A 13,542-nucleotide genomic window follows, 5' to 3' on the forward strand; every position below is an offset into this window, starting at 1 on the left:
CACGTCATGAGTGTGCAATTTGAACAACGTAGAGCTTCTTGCGGACGCCATCTGCATAAACATGACGCACATTTCCCCCTGGAGCGCGAGAGAGGCTTTGTTCGAGGGCGCAGTCGGGACCTTGTCCGCGGGCGCGCCGCTCTATTTATACGGTCCATACAGGCGCGGCGGCGCGCAGAGCTTCGAGCCGCGCCGAATTCGTTGCGAGCCTTCGCGCTCGCAACGCCGAGTGAGGCGTCCGCGATCTGGAGGATGTCGCGGACCGCGCGCGCGAGAAAGGTTTGGAGAGCCTCAAATCGTGGACATGCCCGCCAGCAATCTCAGCGTCATCTTTCATCACACATGACGAGACGTCGATGCACAAGCGCCTTCGACACGAGCGTCACGGTCACAAATGATATCCCTCGAAGATGACATGAGCGCCGCCATCCCGATGGAACCCACGAGCGGGTCCCCTCGGTAAGTATCGTGAACCCCACCTGGAGAAAGACCATGGAACGTCGCGAATTCATTGCCGTCGGAACCGCTGCCGCCGTCCTGTCCGCCACACAAGCGTTTGCTCAGGCGACCGGCCAGCAGGACAGCGCGGCCAAAATGGAGGACATGCATCCGCCGCTCTACAAAAACCTGGAACACGCGAGCATCGAATGTGTCTCCACGGGCAATGACTGCCTTCGGCACTGTCTTGGCATGTTTGCGATGAAAGACACGAGCATGGCCGAATGTGCGGACGCCTCGTTGCAGCTTGTCGCAGCATGCAATGCGCTCGCATCGCTGTCGGCGCTCAACTCGTCGCATACCGTCGCGCTGGCGAAAACGGTCGCTCTGATTTGCGAGGACTGCAAAAAGCAGTGCGACAAGTTTCCAAAGATCGCCGAATGCGTGGCCTGCGGCAAAGCGTGCCAGAAATGCGCCGACGAATGCCGTAAAGTCTAGCCGACCTCAGCAGCAAGATTGGGGACTTCGATGAAGACGCGATTTGCGCGCGTCGCGATGTGCGCCGCCATCTCTATCGGGATTGGCGGCGCCGCGGTCCAAGGCGCGCCGCGCTACACGCTCGCCCAGGCGACGGAAAAGACGGAGAAGACGTCGGGGCAAGGCGAGGGCGTCGTCCGGGCGGTCGACGCGGATGAGAGACGGATCATGATCACGCATGGTCCGGTCGCGGGTCCCTTGGAAATGTCGCCCATGACAATGGCGTTTCGTGTCGCGCCGAACGTCGACCTCGCCAGCCTGTCAAAGGGCATGAAGATCAAATTCACGATCAGTCGCGACGCGAAAGGCCTCTATGTCATCGAGGACGTGCGGCCGGATAAACCCTAATGCGCGTTCGCGTCAGTGCGGCTATATCCTAGACCGTCCATGCCGATGCGGTGCATCAGATAACATAGGCAATCCTGCTGCACCGCGCGGCGATCGACTGTCAGCATGGCCGGGATGGCGGGGCGCGCGAGCCTGATTTCGCCGCCCGCGTAATCGAAATAGTTGATCGGCAGCGTGTCGAACCCCTCGCCGGAGAGGACTTCGAGGCGCGCGTCTTCGTGGCCCAGCGCGCCGAAAGAGGCGCCAGCGCCCAATTCACTGAAATTCAGGTGGTCGATATCGGGGCGGAAGACGAAATCCGCCGGCGTTCCGTCGAAGGAAAAGCTTGCGCCGGCGGGCGGCTTCACGATGGCGCATGTGCGCAGCAACTCGATGTCCTGGGGGGCCGGCGCGTGGTCGGGAAGCTCTGCGATCGAGAGGCAGGCGTCGAGCAATTCGACGGCATGCGCCACGCCCACATCGGCGCCCGACTTGCCGCATTCGACCGTGATCGCCGGGCACAATTCGGCGAAGGCCGCTGCGCAGGTGCCGCGCGGGCGCTGAAAATGCACAACAATGCGGGAGAAAAGCTGCGCAAGCGCGACATACTTCGGCTCAAGCTTGCTGATGCAGCTGTAGTGAGGATTGAAGCCGGTGTTGTTGTGGATGTCGACGGCGGCGAAAGCTCGGCGCTTCTCGACGTAGGCGTAAATCCAGCGCGCCATATGCGCGAGCGGATCATCGGGAAACGCCGTGCCCCGCCACACCCGGTTGAAGTCGCGCTGACTCGGGAGCGTGCGCACATTCGCCGCCGCGGCGTGGACATTGCCGATGAATAGAATGAGTGACCGATTGAGCCCGCGCGCGGCGTGACGGCGCAGAATCTCCTGCACGGCGGCGAGCCCGCTCGTCTCGTTTCCGTGCAGCAGCGTAGACACGAACAGCGGATGCGGATCGCGGCCCGCAAGGTCGAACAGCGTCGGTCGGGGAAGGATGTCCTTCAGGCGATTGGCGGGACAGTCGAGAAATCCGTCGGGCAGCCGGTCGAGCAGGGCGCAAGGCGCGTCGGTCACTGTTCTCCTCACGTTTCCCACTGATGGACGGGCGCGCCGCTCCGCTGGCGCTCGCAATAGGCCGCCATCAGGCCATAAAGGTCCCCGCCGCGCGCCTCAAGAGCTTTTCGCTGCCAAGCCGCCCCGGTCTGCCGGGTCTGCACCCGAGCTTCGATGATATCGAGGAAATCGGCTTCGGCGACGCCCAGGTCCCGCAGCCCCGCCCGTGCGGCGGGAATGAGCCGTTCGAGCAGCAGACGATCGGCGGCGATCTCCCCTTCTCCCGGCCATTCGAGCTTCGCGTCGAGACCAAAACGCGCAGCGGCATAAAAATTTCGCTTGGCGTCAGCGAAACCGAGGCCGCCCGCGCCGCCGTTCCCGCTCATCGCGATGGCGCGTGCGAGCCCAAGGTAAAGCGCGGCGTTCGCCATCATATCGATGAAGGTCGGTCCCGAGGGCAGAATGCGGTGTTCGATGCGCAGATGCGGCGCCCCGTTGTCGTCGAAGCCGATCAGCGGACGATTCCAGCGCCAGATGACGCCATTATGCAACCGCAGGTGGCGCATAGCCTCGGGAGGATCGTCAAAGGCCACGGGAAGCAGCGCCTCATAGTCGCGAAAATTTTCCTCGAAGATCTCGATGAGAGATCGCTCGGCATAGCCGGAGCCCATGCAGACCCTGGCCGGGCCCGGCATCTTCACCGCTTGTTCAAACAGCGGAATGCGCGTTTCCTCCCATAGCGCCTTGCCGAAAAGGAAAGGCGCGTTGCCGCAGGCCGCCAGGATCGGGCCCGACGCCGCCACCGAGGCGTTGTAATAAAGATGCGCCAGATCGGCCGGGGTCTTGAGATGGATTTGAAACGAGGTCGTCGCAGCCTCGAGCATCACATCTTTGTGCTCGGACGCGAGGCGGTCGCGACCGGCGATATTGACGTGCAACGGCTGTCCGCCGCGCAGACGAAGCACTTCCTGGTTGAGCGCATAGTAGCGGTTGAGCGGCGACATATTGGCGAGCGTCAGATCGGCGTCGCGGATCGTTGGCAGCGTGCCGATCATCACCAGATTGGCGTCGAGCTGATGAGCCACGTCGTTGCATTTCGCCCATAGATCCGTCAGCGAATGGTGCGCCTGCGTCAGCGCGTCGCCTTTGAGGCGGAAGGGCGCGCAATTCAACTCGACGTTAAACCGCGACAGCTCCGGCACGACGAGCGGATGATTGAGGGTTTCCAGGAGATATTGGTTGATCGAGGACGGCGCATAATTGTGATCCACGATCCAGGTTTCGATTTCGAAGCCGACCATGTGGCCGTCACGCGAAAATTTGTCCTGTTCAAACAGGGCGCGAGCGAGATGCGTTTCCTGCGCGAGCCGGCCGGCGAAGCGCGCCTTGTCGGCGGGCGTGAAGCCCGTGGTCTTGATTTCTTCGCCCAAGCATCCCCCTTCCCGCCCGTAAGCGCAGTTTTCCGCTTCTCATGCGCGCCAGCGCAACGGCGGCCGCGACCGAGAACGCGAGGAGCCCGGCGATCCGCCGCAGATCATTCTATTTAGGCATCCCCCGCCCTATCGATAGAGCCCAAAGCGTCGGCAGGACAAGCCGCGAGCGCTGCTGTAGATTGCGCTCCCTCACCTGGAGCCGACAGTGTCTGATATCGCTTACGTGAACGGAGTTTACATCCCCATCGACGAGGCGCGCGTGTCGATTCTCGACCGCGGCTTCCTGTTCGCCGACGGCGTCTATGAGGTTGCGGCCGTCATCGGCGGAAGGCTGATCGACAATGAATCGCATCTTTCGCGCCTCGAGCGCTCCCTACGCGAGCTGCGTATCGGAAGTCCCATTCCAGTGTCGCGCATCGCCGAAGTTGAAGCCGAACTTGTCGCAAGAAACGGTTTGAGCGAAGGCCTCGTTTATCTGCAGATCACCAGAGGCGCCGCCGCCGAACGCGAGTTCGGGTTTCCCGCGGAAGCGGCGCCGACGTTCGTCGCCTTCGCTCAGAAGAAAAACATCATCGCCTCGCCCGCAGCCGAAACCGGCGTGAAAGTCATTACTGTTCCGGATCTGCGCTGGGCGCGACGCGACATCAAGAGCACCGCGCTGCTCGCGCAGGTTCTGGCGAAGCAAGCGGCGCTCGAGGGCGGCTGCCAGGAGGCCTGGATGGTCGATCAGGATGGTTTCGTGACCGAAGGCTCATCCTCGACCGCCTTCATCCTCACCGGCGCGAACGTGCTCGTGACACGTCTAAACTCCTCCGCAGTTCTTCCCGGCTGTACACGGAAAGCCGTGCAGTTGCTCGCGGAGCGAGAAGGATTGACCGTCGAGGAGCGCAGTTTCTCGGTCGCCGAGGCCTATGAGGCGAAGGAAGCCTTCCTCACGAGCGCCTCCAATCTTGTGCTGCCGGTCGTCTCGGTCGATGGCCGCCCCATCGGATCTGGCGCGCCGGGCGACATAAGTCGCCTGCTGCGCCGGCGCTACATCGAATGGGCGACGAACACGTCCCGGACCGACTAGCGCTGCATTTCCAGCTCATCGTAGTCAGAGCTGCGCTCTTCTTCGATCGCGAAGGCAATGACAAAACTGAACACCGCTGCAGCGAGACACCACACGGAATACCAAGCCGGACGATTTGCTGCGAGCGCCATGACAAACGTCAAGAACACCGCGACGCCGAAAATTTTGATCGCCCTGCGCTCGCTCAAGATGAGCGGCGCGACCGTCAATAAGAGATAGAGAAAGTCCGTCGCCAGCGGCGGGCGCTCGAACAACGGATCATAAGCGAGCGAGTGCCGATAGACCGACAGGTCGATGCCGTCGGCGCCGGCGAGTTTGGCGATAAGATAGGCGGCCAGGACAAAGCCTACGCCGCCCATGGTCCACCAAAGACGATTTCGCTCCGGATCCGATTCCGCATAAGCGGCGGCCGTTGGCGTCAGCACAGGCCACATCGCAAAGGCGATTAAGGTGTAGAGATAGCGGAAGGGCTGCCCGACGACCGGATCGTTCCGCGTGAGCCATACCGCAGCTTCCACGAACTGGTGCGCCGAGAACACCAGCGGAAACGCGGCGAACAGCAACATGCGCCGGTCGTGGCGCAGCGCTTTTGCAACCATGCCGTAGCCCGCCAATCCCAGGCCGAGCCCAGCCGTAATGCTTGCCTCAAGCGAATAGCACATAGATCACGGTCACTGTGCAGGTAACGCTTTGACTATCTTAATGCAGATTTCGCGCGCGTCGAGACCTGAGCAATGGCAATGCGACGGTATCCGCGATTGCGGGCTCGGAACATGTGCGCTGCAGACGCGTTTTTAGGACGAGAGTTCAAAAGCGGAGGTCAAAATGGGCAACCTTCTGTATTGGGCCGTGGTGTTCCTGGTCGTCGCTCTCATTGCCGGATTTCTGGGCTTTGGAGGCGTCGCCGGCGTCGCGGTGGACGGCGCGCGCATATTGTTCTGGCTCGCGTTGGTTCTCCTGGTCGTTTCGGTCGTTCTCGGCCTCGTCCGGCGCGCCTGACGGTCGTCGCGAAATCTCGCAAACGTTAAATGAGCCGGCGCTCTATTGAGTGGCCGGCCATTTGCGCGTCAGGGAATATCGTCGAGCGAGCTGACCCAGGCATCTGCGACGGAATCGGACGGCGCGCGCCAATCGCCGCGCGGCGACAGGGATCCTCCCGAACTGACTTTGGGGCCATTGGGCATCGCCGATCGCTTGAACTGGCTTCCCTCAAAGAATCGCTTCACGAAAACGCCGAGCCAATGTTTGATCGTCGACAGGTCGTAAGCGACCTTGTCCTCTTCAGCGACGCCTACAGGCCATGATCCCGCAGCCGCATGCCGCCAAGCGCGCCAAGCGAGAAAAGCGATCTTCGCGGGCGCAAATCCATATCGCGTCGCGTAATAGAGATTGAAGTCCTGCAGCGCATATGGCCCGACCGTTTCCTCGGTCCGCTGTCTCGCTTCTCCGGGCACAAGCTCGGGCGAAATTTCCGTCGCGAGAACGTCCTCAAGCACCGCCGCCGTTGCCGCGCCAAATCGCTCTTCTCGAGCGCACCAGCGGATCAGGTGCTGAATCAGCGTCTTGGGGACCGAGGCGTTGACGTTGTAATGCGACATCTGATCGCCAACGCCATAGGTGGACCAACCGAGAGCGAGCTCGGAAAGGTCGCCAGTGCCAATGACGAGCGCGCCATGGCGATTGGCAAGACGAAACAGCAGCGACGTGCGCGCGCCCGCCTGCACATTCTCGTAAGTCGTGTCGTAAACCGCCTCTCCGCGCGCAGCCGGATGATCGATGTCGGCGAGCATTTGCTTGCAAGCCGCGGTGACGTCGATTTCCTGCGCGGTGACGCCGAGCGCGCGCATCAGCCGCCAGGCGTTGGCCTTGGTGCTTTCGCTCGTGGCGAAGGCCGGCAGAGTGAAGCCGAGCACATTTTCGCGCGGCAGACCGAGCGCATCCATCGCCGTCACCGCCACCAACAGCGCCTGAGTGGAGTCGAGTCCGCCAGAGACGCCGATCACGACTTTCTTGATGTTCGTCGCGCGCAATCGTTGTTCGAGACCGTGCGATTGTATGTTGAACGCCTCGAAACAAAGCTCTGCGAGCCGCGTTTCATCCGCCGGGACAAAGGGAAAGCGTCCGACCTCGCGCAGAAATCCCAGATCGCGGTCGCAAGGCGCGGCGAGTTCGAAAGCAATGCGACGGTAATTCGTCGCGCCCTGCTCCACGTCGGCGCAGGCGCCGAACGTGCCCTGCCGCATCCGCTCGGCCATCAGACGGCCGATATCGATATCGGCGAGCGCCAGCTGCGGTTCGTCAGAAAAGCGCGGCGCCTTGGCGAGAACCTCGCCCTTCTCGCAGATTAGCGCTTCTCCGTCCCACGCGAGGTCCGTCGTCGACTCCCCCTGCCCGGCCGCCGAATAGAGATAGGCCGAAAGGCAGCGCGCCGAATGCGCGCTGCATAGCGTCTCGCGATAGTCGGATTTGCCGATGATCGCGTTCGACGCCGAGAGATTGAGCAGCACGGTCGCGCCCGCCAGCGCGGCGCGCGCCGAAGGGGGAATGGGAACCCATACGTCCTCGCAAATCTCGGTGTGGATCACGAGTCCGGGAAAATCCGTCGCTTCAAGAAGCGTATCGGAGCCGAAGGGGGCGCATTGTCCGGCGACGGCGATGTCCTCGCCCGAAATAAAGGCTCCGGACGCGAAGTGCCGCTGTTCGTAAAATTCGCGATAGTTCGGCAGATAGACCTTGGGCGTCACGGCGAGCACGCGGCCGCGCAGGATCGCCACGGCGCAGTTATAGAGACGGCCACGATGGCGCAGCGGCGCGCCGACGACGAGCAGCGGATGAATGCTGGACGAAGCCTCGACGAGTTCGGCGAGCGCCGCGTCGACGGCGACGAGCAGCGCCTCCTGCTGCAAGAGATCGTCAATCGCGTATGAGGAGATCCCCAACTCGGGAAACAGCGCCAGCGAAGCGCCGTGGTGATCGGCTTGGCGCGCCAGTTCGATTGTCCGCGCCACATTGAACGCCGGATCGGCGACTCTCACGCTCGGCGTCGCGACGGCGACCCGAACGAAGCCATGCGTGTGCAAACAAAAGAAAGGATGCGTCATGAAGTCCGCCCGGGCGGCCGAAGGTTCGACTGGAGCGCTTGTCCTTCGTGATAATGCAAGAGGCCCGCAGGAAAGTCACATGGCGCGGGCCGGCCCGCGCCAGTCGCCCGGAGGCGCAGGTGGATAAGGGGTAAGCTGAATGCTTTCATCGGCAGTTCTGGCGCAACCACGCCTCCAGCGTCTCGAAGCGAAACGCGTCTTTCTCGTAGAGCCCAGAAACGAAAGTCCACGCTTCGTCCGCATTCGCGATAAGTGAAATTCCATTGACGGTGACAAAGGCGAACATCGCCGCGAAGGCGACACGCTTGTTGCCGTCGACGAAGGCGTGGTTCTGTGAAAGACTTTCCCACAGCGCAGCCGCTTGCGTAAACTCGTCGGCGTAATAGCCCGTTTGCGGGCGAAACAACGCCGCTTCGAGCTGACCAGGATCGCGCACGCCCGCCGCGCCGCCGTATCGTTCGATCAGATCACTGTGAATGGCGAGTATCTCGGCAATTGTCAGATAGTCGGTTCGCCTGCCGCTCACTTGGCGAGTTTTTCGTAAAGCCCGCCGTAGCGCGGCACGCTTGAACGATAGGCGTCCATGACGTGACGTCGCGGCTTCGCCTTGCTGCGTTCCTCGACATGCGCCCGCAACGCGTCTTCGATGACGGATTGAAGCTGCCGCCCCTCATCCTTCGCGATCCTTCGGATCTCGGCGAGCAGATCCTTATCGACCTGGGTGGCGAATTTTTCGCGCATGGCGGCCATCGTCTTCCTGCAGACTGAAATATCTATCTTGCTTCATCAAGAAACGTCAAGATGCGCAAGTGGATCGGGTGGAATTCCAGCAAGGACAGAAAGCGAAAGCTCCGCTCTGCAATCGGCCGAAACATTCCATTCAGAACGCGAGACAGGAGGATTAAGACCCGTCCGTTTTGTAGAGCAGCCAGTCTATGATGGCGCCTGGCGATGGAGACCGGAATGGACGCGGAAGCCCTCTGCAAAAGCTACTTGAACGCGCTGGACAGGAGCGATCTATCCGCCGTGTGCAGCCTTTTCACAGCCGACGCTGTTGCTCACTCTCCGCTTTATGGCGTCCGACCCGCCAGGGAGTTCTATGCCGAGCTGTTTGCAGGCACGAGCCGTTCCGATACCACGCTCCTGAACATCTTCGACAGCTCCTCCAATGGATCTGCGGTGGCGCTTCATTTTCGCTATGTCTGGACATTGAAGAGCGGCAGCGCGGCCACCTTTGAATGCGTAGATGTTTTCGAGCTTTCCGAAGACAGAAATCAATTCACGAAAATCGTGATCATTTACGACACGGCGCATCTCCGGGCGGATTTTGAGACATCCCGAAGGTGAATGAAGGGGACCTTCCCATAGCAAAAGGCGGGGTCTCCCCCGCCCTCTCAAACCCGCGTCGCGCGTCGCTCAGTGCGCCATGCTCGCCATATCGAAACATCACAACCGTCACGGCGACTTGGCGTCGCGCTCAGTCGCGCTCGTATTGAGGCAAGCGCCATTCCTCGCTCCGAGCGGACAGGCTCCACTCCTTCCAGGACGCAAGCGATTTGATTGCGTGCATATAATGGCGCGCTTCATCCGACACCGGGACCATGTAACTTTCGAACCGCTGGACGACAGGCGCAAACATGGCGTCAACGGCGCCAAATTGCCCGAAAAGAAATGGCCCGTTGTAGCGCGCCAGCGCGTCTCGCCACGCCGCGCCGATACGGTCGGCATCGGCGCGGGCCGCCTCCGTCAGAGACGCCGGCCGCGGCGATCGGCCAAAATTCATGGGGCATTCGCTGCGCAATGCCGCGAAGCCCGAGTGCATCTCGCAGGCAAGCGCCCGCGCATGAGCGCGGGTTTCTCTTTCTCGAGGCCAGATGAGAAGATTGGGATACAGGTCGGCAAAATATTCGACTATAGCCAGCGAATCCCAGACGTTCATGTCGCCGTCGCGCAGGATCGGAACCTTCCCCGCGGGAGATTGCGCGAGAAGCGCGCTTTTAGACTCCTCCCGATAGAGCGGGACGATGACCTCCTCGAAAGGAAGATGAAATTCCTTCATCAAAATCCATGGCCGCATCGACCATGAGGAATAGCGCTTGTTCCCGATGACGAGTTTGAGCACCGACTGACCCTTCATCTACCTAAAAGGAAAAGGGCGAGGTTTCCCCCGCCCTTTGCGTGTTCGTCGCTGCCGCGCCGTTCAGCCTCAGTGCGCCAGGATCGCCAGCATCAGCAGCGCCACGATATTGGTGATCTTGATCGCCGGGTTCACGGCAGGGCCGGCGGTGTCCTTGTAGGGGTCGCCGACGGTGTCGCCGGTCACCGCCGCCTTATGCGCGTCAGAGCCCTTCTCATGCTTCACGCCGTCCTTGTCGATGAAGCCGTCTTCGAAGGATTTCTTGGCGTTGTCCCAGGCGCCGCCGCCCGAGGTCATCGAGATGGCGACGAAGAGGCCGTTGACGATAACGCCCAGCAGCAATGCGCCCAGCGCCGCGAAGGCGTTGGCCTTGCCGCCGAGGATCCAGGCGACGACGAAGGCGACGATCGGCGCCAGCACCGGTAGTAGCGATGGCACAATCATTTCCTTGATCGCCGCTTGCGTCAGCATGTCGACGGCGCGGCCGTAATCCGGCCGGTCCGTGCCCGCCATGATGCCGGGCTTTTCCTTGAACTGGCGGCGCACCTCGACGACCACCGAGCCCGCCGCGCGCCCCACCGCCGTCATGGCGATGCCGCCGAAGAGGTAGGGAATGAGGCCGCCAAAGATGAGACCCGCGACGACATAGGGATTGGAGAGCTCGAAGTCGATCTTCCCCAGCCCTTTGAAAAACGGCACGTCGGTGTCGATGAAATGCTTCAGATCGTTCGTGTAGGCGGCGAAGAGCACCAGCGCGCCGAGACCCGCGGAGCCGATGGCGTAGCCCTTGGTCACGGCCTTCGTCGTATTGCCGACCGCGTCGAGCGCGTCGGTGTTGCGACGCACCTCTTTCGGCAGGCCCGCCATTTCGGCGATGCCGCCGGCGTTGTCGGTAACGGGGCCGAAGGCGTCTAGAGCCACGACCATGCCGGCGAGGCCGAGCATCGTCGTCACCGCGATCGCCGTGCCATAGAGCCCGCCGAGTTCGTAGGTGAGGATGATGCCGAGAACGATGACCAGGGCCGGCGCCGCCGTCGATTCAAGCGACACGGCGAGGCCCTGGATGACGTTGGTGCCGTGGCCCGTCACCGACGCCTGAGCGATCGACACCACCGGACGCTTGCCGGTGCCTGTGTAATATTCGGTGATATAGACGATGGCGCCGGTGACGATCAGGCCCAGCACGCCGGAGAGGAACAGGCCGTAGCCGTGAATGGCTTCGCCATTCGCCTTGCCGATCTCCCCCCAGCCGACGGTAAACGTCGTCGCCAGGAAGAGCCCGCCGACCGACAGCACGCCGGCGGCGATGAGGCCCTTGTAAAGCGCGCCCATGATTGAATCGTCAATGCCAAGCTTCTTGAAATAGGGCGCGGCGAATTTGCCCCATTCCGTGTCGTCGTCGCCCATTTTCACGAAATAGGTGCCGGCGATCGACGTAAGGATCGAAAGGCCGCCGATCGCGAGCGGATAGATCATCGCCGACGACAGACCTTCCTGACCGGCGAAGAAGATCGAGGCGAGCACCATGGTGGCGACGACCGTCACCGCATAGGTCTCGAAGAGGTCCGCCGCCATGCCGGCGCAATCGCCGACATTGTCGCCGACGTTGTCGGCGATCGTGGCGGGATTGCGTGGGTCGTCCTCGGGGATGCCGGCTTCAACCTTGCCGACGAGATCGGCGCCGACGTCGGCGCCCTTGGTGAAGATGCCGCCGCCAAGACGGGCGAAAATCGAGATCAGCGACCCGCCGAAGCCGAGCGCCACCAGCGCGTCGACGACGGTGCGATCCGAAGGCGCATAGCCGGCGAACCAAGTGAGGATCGCGTAATAAACCGCGACGCCAAGCAGCGCGAGCCCGGCGACCAGAAGTCCGGTGACCGCGCCGGCCTTGAAGGCGATGTCGAGGCCGCCGGCGAGCGATTTCGTCGCCGCCTGCGCCGTGCGGACATTGGCGCGCACCGAGACGTTCATGCCGATATAGCCGGCCGCGCCGGAGAGCACCGCGCCAAGCAGGAATCCGAAGGCGACCGCCCAGCCGAGCAGAATGACGAGAATGACGAAGATCACGCCGCCAACCATGGCGATGGTCTTGTATTGGCGGTTGAGATAGGCCTGCGCGCCCTCGGCGACGGCGCCCGAAATTTCCTGCATCCGCGCCGACCCCGGATCGGCCGCGAGCAATTCCTGCGAGGTCTTCACGCCATAGACGATAGACATCAATCCGAAGACGATGGTTAGAAACAGAACCATTTTGGCTTCGCCTTTTCGTTCCTCGACCGGGGAATGGCCGAATTGGTCGCGTCGCCGCGAACGGAGTCGCGCAACAAAAAAAGGAGCAGCGGCCCCGCCAAACGAATCGGGCGGGGACAGCAGCTTTCCAGCGGGCTTTCTGCCAGAAACGTGGCCGGGCGGCAATGCTGCGCGACGCCGTATTTTTCAGAAGTGCTGGAACGACAATTTTTTGAAAAAAACCGGCGTTTTATCAGCGTCGAGAAAAACCGGCGGCGCGCTTCCCGCCACAATTTCGCCGATCCGACAGGCTGGCGCGGCAGGCGCCGCCTCGCTCCCCGCGGCGATGAGAATTTCGTAGTCGTCTCCGCCGGTTATCGCCGTTTCGAAGAGCGCGGGATCAATGGCCATCGCCTCTCGCGCCGCCGCCGACAGCGGCACGGAGGCGAGATCGACAACCGCGCTCACGCCAGAGGCGCGGCAAAGTTTGACGAGGTCGCCTGCAAGTCCGTCGGAAATGTCCATCGCGGCGCTGGCGTTGGCGCAAAGCCACGTCGCGATACCGAGACGCGGCTGCGGCAGCAGATAGCGCCCGATCAGATAGTCGCGCGCCTCATCTGACAGGCGTCGCGCCAGCGCCGGGTCGCGGCGCAGCGCGAGACCCAACGCGGCGTCTCCGATCGGGCCCGAGACGAAGATGGCGTCTCCTGGCTTTGCGCCAGTGCGGGGCACGAAGCGCCGGGCGCGGCCGAGCGCCGTGATCGAGATCGTCAACGGACCGGGAGTCGCGCACGTATCGCCGCCGATGAGCGGCGCGCCAAAAGCGCGCGCATCCTCGGCGAGCCCGGCGGCGAAAGCATCGAGCCAGTCGTTGGTCCAGTCGGCGGGGAGCGCCAAGGCCAACAGAAAGCCGATCGGCTCGGCGCCTTTGGCGGCAAGGTCGGAGAGATTGACGCGCAGGGCTTTCTTGGCGACGAGCGATGGATCGTCGTCCGCGAAAAAATGCACGCCTGCGACGACCATGTCGGTTGTGACGACGAGCGGCGCGCCTTCAGGCGCGAGAAGCGCCGCGTCGTCCTTGAGACCGAGCGCGGCCGCGCCCGCGATCGGCGCGAAAACGCGGGCGATGATGTCGTCTTCGCTATAGCGTGGCATGGCTTCGCCCTCGTGCTTCGAGACGCGAGCTTCGCTCGCTCCTCAGCATGAGGGCGAGGGA

At 62.4% G+C, this 13,542-nt stretch carries 15 protein-coding genes; 6 read left to right on the plus strand and 9 right to left on the minus strand.

Annotated features, from left to right (window positions below):
- Positions 1–10: 10 nt before the first annotated feature.
- The 3 genes from NEI07_RS14835 to NEI07_RS14845 all read left to right on the plus strand — a co-directional run bounded on the left by NEI07_RS14835 (position 11) and on the right by NEI07_RS14845 (position 1,323).
- On the plus strand, positions 11–346 hold the full coding sequence (locus NEI07_RS14835) for a DUF938 domain-containing protein (RefSeq protein ID WP_256035580.1): 336 nt from the start codon (positions 11–13) through the stop codon (positions 344–346).
- Positions 347–492: 146 nt separating this feature from the next.
- Entirely contained in the window at positions 493–936 is a 444-nt protein-coding gene (locus NEI07_RS14840; RefSeq protein ID WP_256035581.1) for a four-helix bundle copper-binding protein, read from the plus strand.
- Between the two features lie 30 nt (positions 937–966).
- Positions 967–1,323 carry a copper-binding protein gene (locus NEI07_RS14845; RefSeq protein ID WP_256035582.1) on the plus strand — a complete coding sequence of 119 codons (357 nt, stop codon included), beginning with the start codon at positions 967–969 and terminating at the stop codon, positions 1,321–1,323.
- On the opposite strand, the gene NEI07_RS14850 is transcribed toward NEI07_RS14845, so the two are convergent.
- Positions 1,320–2,387 carry a M14 family metallopeptidase gene (locus NEI07_RS14850; RefSeq protein WP_256035583.1) on the minus strand — a complete coding sequence of 356 codons (1,068 nt, stop codon included), beginning with the start codon at positions 2,385–2,387 and terminating at the stop codon, positions 1,320–1,322. The genes NEI07_RS14845 and NEI07_RS14850 overlap by 4 nt on opposite strands.
- Complete coding sequence (locus NEI07_RS14855; RefSeq protein ID WP_256035585.1) at positions 2,384–3,784, minus strand: hypothetical protein; 1,401 nt, start codon at positions 3,782–3,784, stop codon at positions 2,384–2,386. Before NEI07_RS14855 ends, NEI07_RS14850 begins: the two co-directional genes overlap by 4 nt.
- 208 nt (positions 3,785–3,992) lie before the next feature.
- Here NEI07_RS14855 and NEI07_RS14860 point away from each other — a divergent pair, with 208 nt between their 5' ends.
- Complete coding sequence (locus NEI07_RS14860; protein WP_256035587.1) at positions 3,993–4,859, plus strand: D-amino-acid transaminase; 867 nt, start codon at positions 3,993–3,995, stop codon at positions 4,857–4,859.
- On the opposite strand, the gene NEI07_RS14865 is transcribed toward NEI07_RS14860, so the two are convergent.
- Positions 4,856–5,521, minus strand: a complete 666-nt coding sequence (locus tag NEI07_RS14865) for a DUF6629 family protein (RefSeq protein WP_256035588.1) — start codon at positions 5,519–5,521, stop codon at positions 4,856–4,858. The two genes, NEI07_RS14860 and NEI07_RS14865, sit on opposite strands and share 4 nt — an antisense overlap.
- A gap of 163 nt (positions 5,522–5,684) precedes the next feature.
- Here NEI07_RS14865 and NEI07_RS14870 point away from each other — a divergent pair, with 163 nt between their 5' ends.
- Positions 5,685–5,858, plus strand: coding sequence for a DUF1328 domain-containing protein (locus NEI07_RS14870; protein WP_018408550.1), 174 nt, complete (start codon positions 5,685–5,687; stop codon positions 5,856–5,858).
- A 68-nt stretch (positions 5,859–5,926) separates the two neighbouring features.
- On the opposite strand, the gene NEI07_RS14875 is transcribed toward NEI07_RS14870, so the two are convergent.
- The 3 genes from NEI07_RS14875 to NEI07_RS14885 all read right to left on the minus strand — a co-directional run bounded on the left by NEI07_RS14875 (position 5,927) and on the right by NEI07_RS14885 (position 8,701).
- Positions 5,927–7,960 carry an NAD(+) synthase gene (locus NEI07_RS14875; protein WP_256035591.1) on the minus strand — a complete coding sequence of 678 codons (2,034 nt, stop codon included), beginning with the start codon at positions 7,958–7,960 and terminating at the stop codon, positions 5,927–5,929.
- A gap of 145 nt (positions 7,961–8,105) precedes the next feature.
- Positions 8,106–8,486, minus strand: coding sequence for a type II toxin-antitoxin system death-on-curing family toxin (locus tag NEI07_RS14880; protein ID WP_256035593.1), 381 nt, complete (start codon positions 8,484–8,486; stop codon positions 8,106–8,108).
- Positions 8,483–8,701 carry a hypothetical protein gene (locus NEI07_RS14885; RefSeq protein WP_210266985.1) on the minus strand — a complete coding sequence of 73 codons (219 nt, stop codon included), beginning with the start codon at positions 8,699–8,701 and terminating at the stop codon, positions 8,483–8,485. The genes NEI07_RS14880 and NEI07_RS14885 overlap by 4 nt, the downstream gene beginning before the upstream one ends.
- Before the next feature lie 222 nt (positions 8,702–8,923).
- Here NEI07_RS14885 and NEI07_RS14890 point away from each other — a divergent pair, with 222 nt between their 5' ends.
- A complete protein-coding gene (locus tag NEI07_RS14890) occupies positions 8,924–9,307 on the plus strand; it encodes a nuclear transport factor 2 family protein (protein WP_256035594.1) in 384 nt (127 codons plus the stop codon).
- A 130-nt stretch (positions 9,308–9,437) separates the two neighbouring features.
- Here the strand turns inward: NEI07_RS14890 and NEI07_RS14895 are convergent, their stop codons facing one another.
- From NEI07_RS14895 to thiL, 3 genes are all read right to left on the minus strand, one after another.
- Positions 9,438–10,082 carry a glutathione S-transferase family protein gene (locus NEI07_RS14895; protein WP_256035595.1) on the minus strand — a complete coding sequence of 215 codons (645 nt, stop codon included), beginning with the start codon at positions 10,080–10,082 and terminating at the stop codon, positions 9,438–9,440.
- 84 nt (positions 10,083–10,166) lie between these two features.
- A complete protein-coding gene (locus NEI07_RS14900; RefSeq protein ID WP_256035596.1) occupies positions 10,167–12,347 on the minus strand; it encodes a sodium-translocating pyrophosphatase in 2,181 nt (726 codons plus the stop codon).
- Positions 12,348–12,533: 186 nt separating this feature from the next.
- Entirely contained in the window at positions 12,534–13,481 is a 948-nt protein-coding gene (gene thiL / locus NEI07_RS14905) for a thiamine-phosphate kinase (RefSeq protein ID WP_256035597.1), read from the minus strand.
- Positions 13,482–13,542: the final 61 nt, after the last annotated feature.

Source organism: Methylocystis suflitae (genome assembly GCF_024448135.1).
Classification (GTDB): domain Bacteria; phylum Pseudomonadota; class Alphaproteobacteria; order Rhizobiales; family Beijerinckiaceae; genus Methylocystis; species Methylocystis suflitae.

Bases quoted from the DNA above. Each gene is read 5' to 3' on its own strand.
- NEI07_RS14870 (WP_018408550.1), top strand. From the start codon at position 5,685: ATGGGCAACCTTCTGTATTGGGCCGTGGTGTTCCTGGTCGTCGCTCTC.
- NEI07_RS14865 (WP_256035588.1), bottom strand. From the start codon at position 5,521: ATGTGCTATTCGCTTGAGGCAAGCATTACGGCTGGGCTCGGCCTGGGA.
- NEI07_RS14885 (WP_210266985.1), bottom strand. From the start codon at position 8,701: ATGCGCGAAAAATTCGCCACCCAGGTCGATAAGGATCTGCTCGCCGAG.
- NEI07_RS14840 (WP_256035581.1), top strand. From the start codon at position 493: ATGGAACGTCGCGAATTCATTGCCGTCGGAACCGCTGCCGCCGTCCTG.
- thiL (WP_256035597.1), bottom strand. From the start codon at position 13,481: ATGCCACGCTATAGCGAAGACGACATCATCGCCCGCGTTTTCGCGCCG.
- NEI07_RS14900 (WP_256035596.1), bottom strand. From the start codon at position 12,347: ATGGTTCTGTTTCTAACCATCGTCTTCGGATTGATGTCTATCGTCTAT.
- NEI07_RS14875 (WP_256035591.1), bottom strand. From the start codon at position 7,960: ATGACGCATCCTTTCTTTTGTTTGCACACGCATGGCTTCGTTCGGGTC.
- NEI07_RS14890 (WP_256035594.1), top strand. From the start codon at position 8,924: ATGGACGCGGAAGCCCTCTGCAAAAGCTACTTGAACGCGCTGGACAGG.
- NEI07_RS14845 (WP_256035582.1), top strand. From the start codon at position 967: ATGAAGACGCGATTTGCGCGCGTCGCGATGTGCGCCGCCATCTCTATC.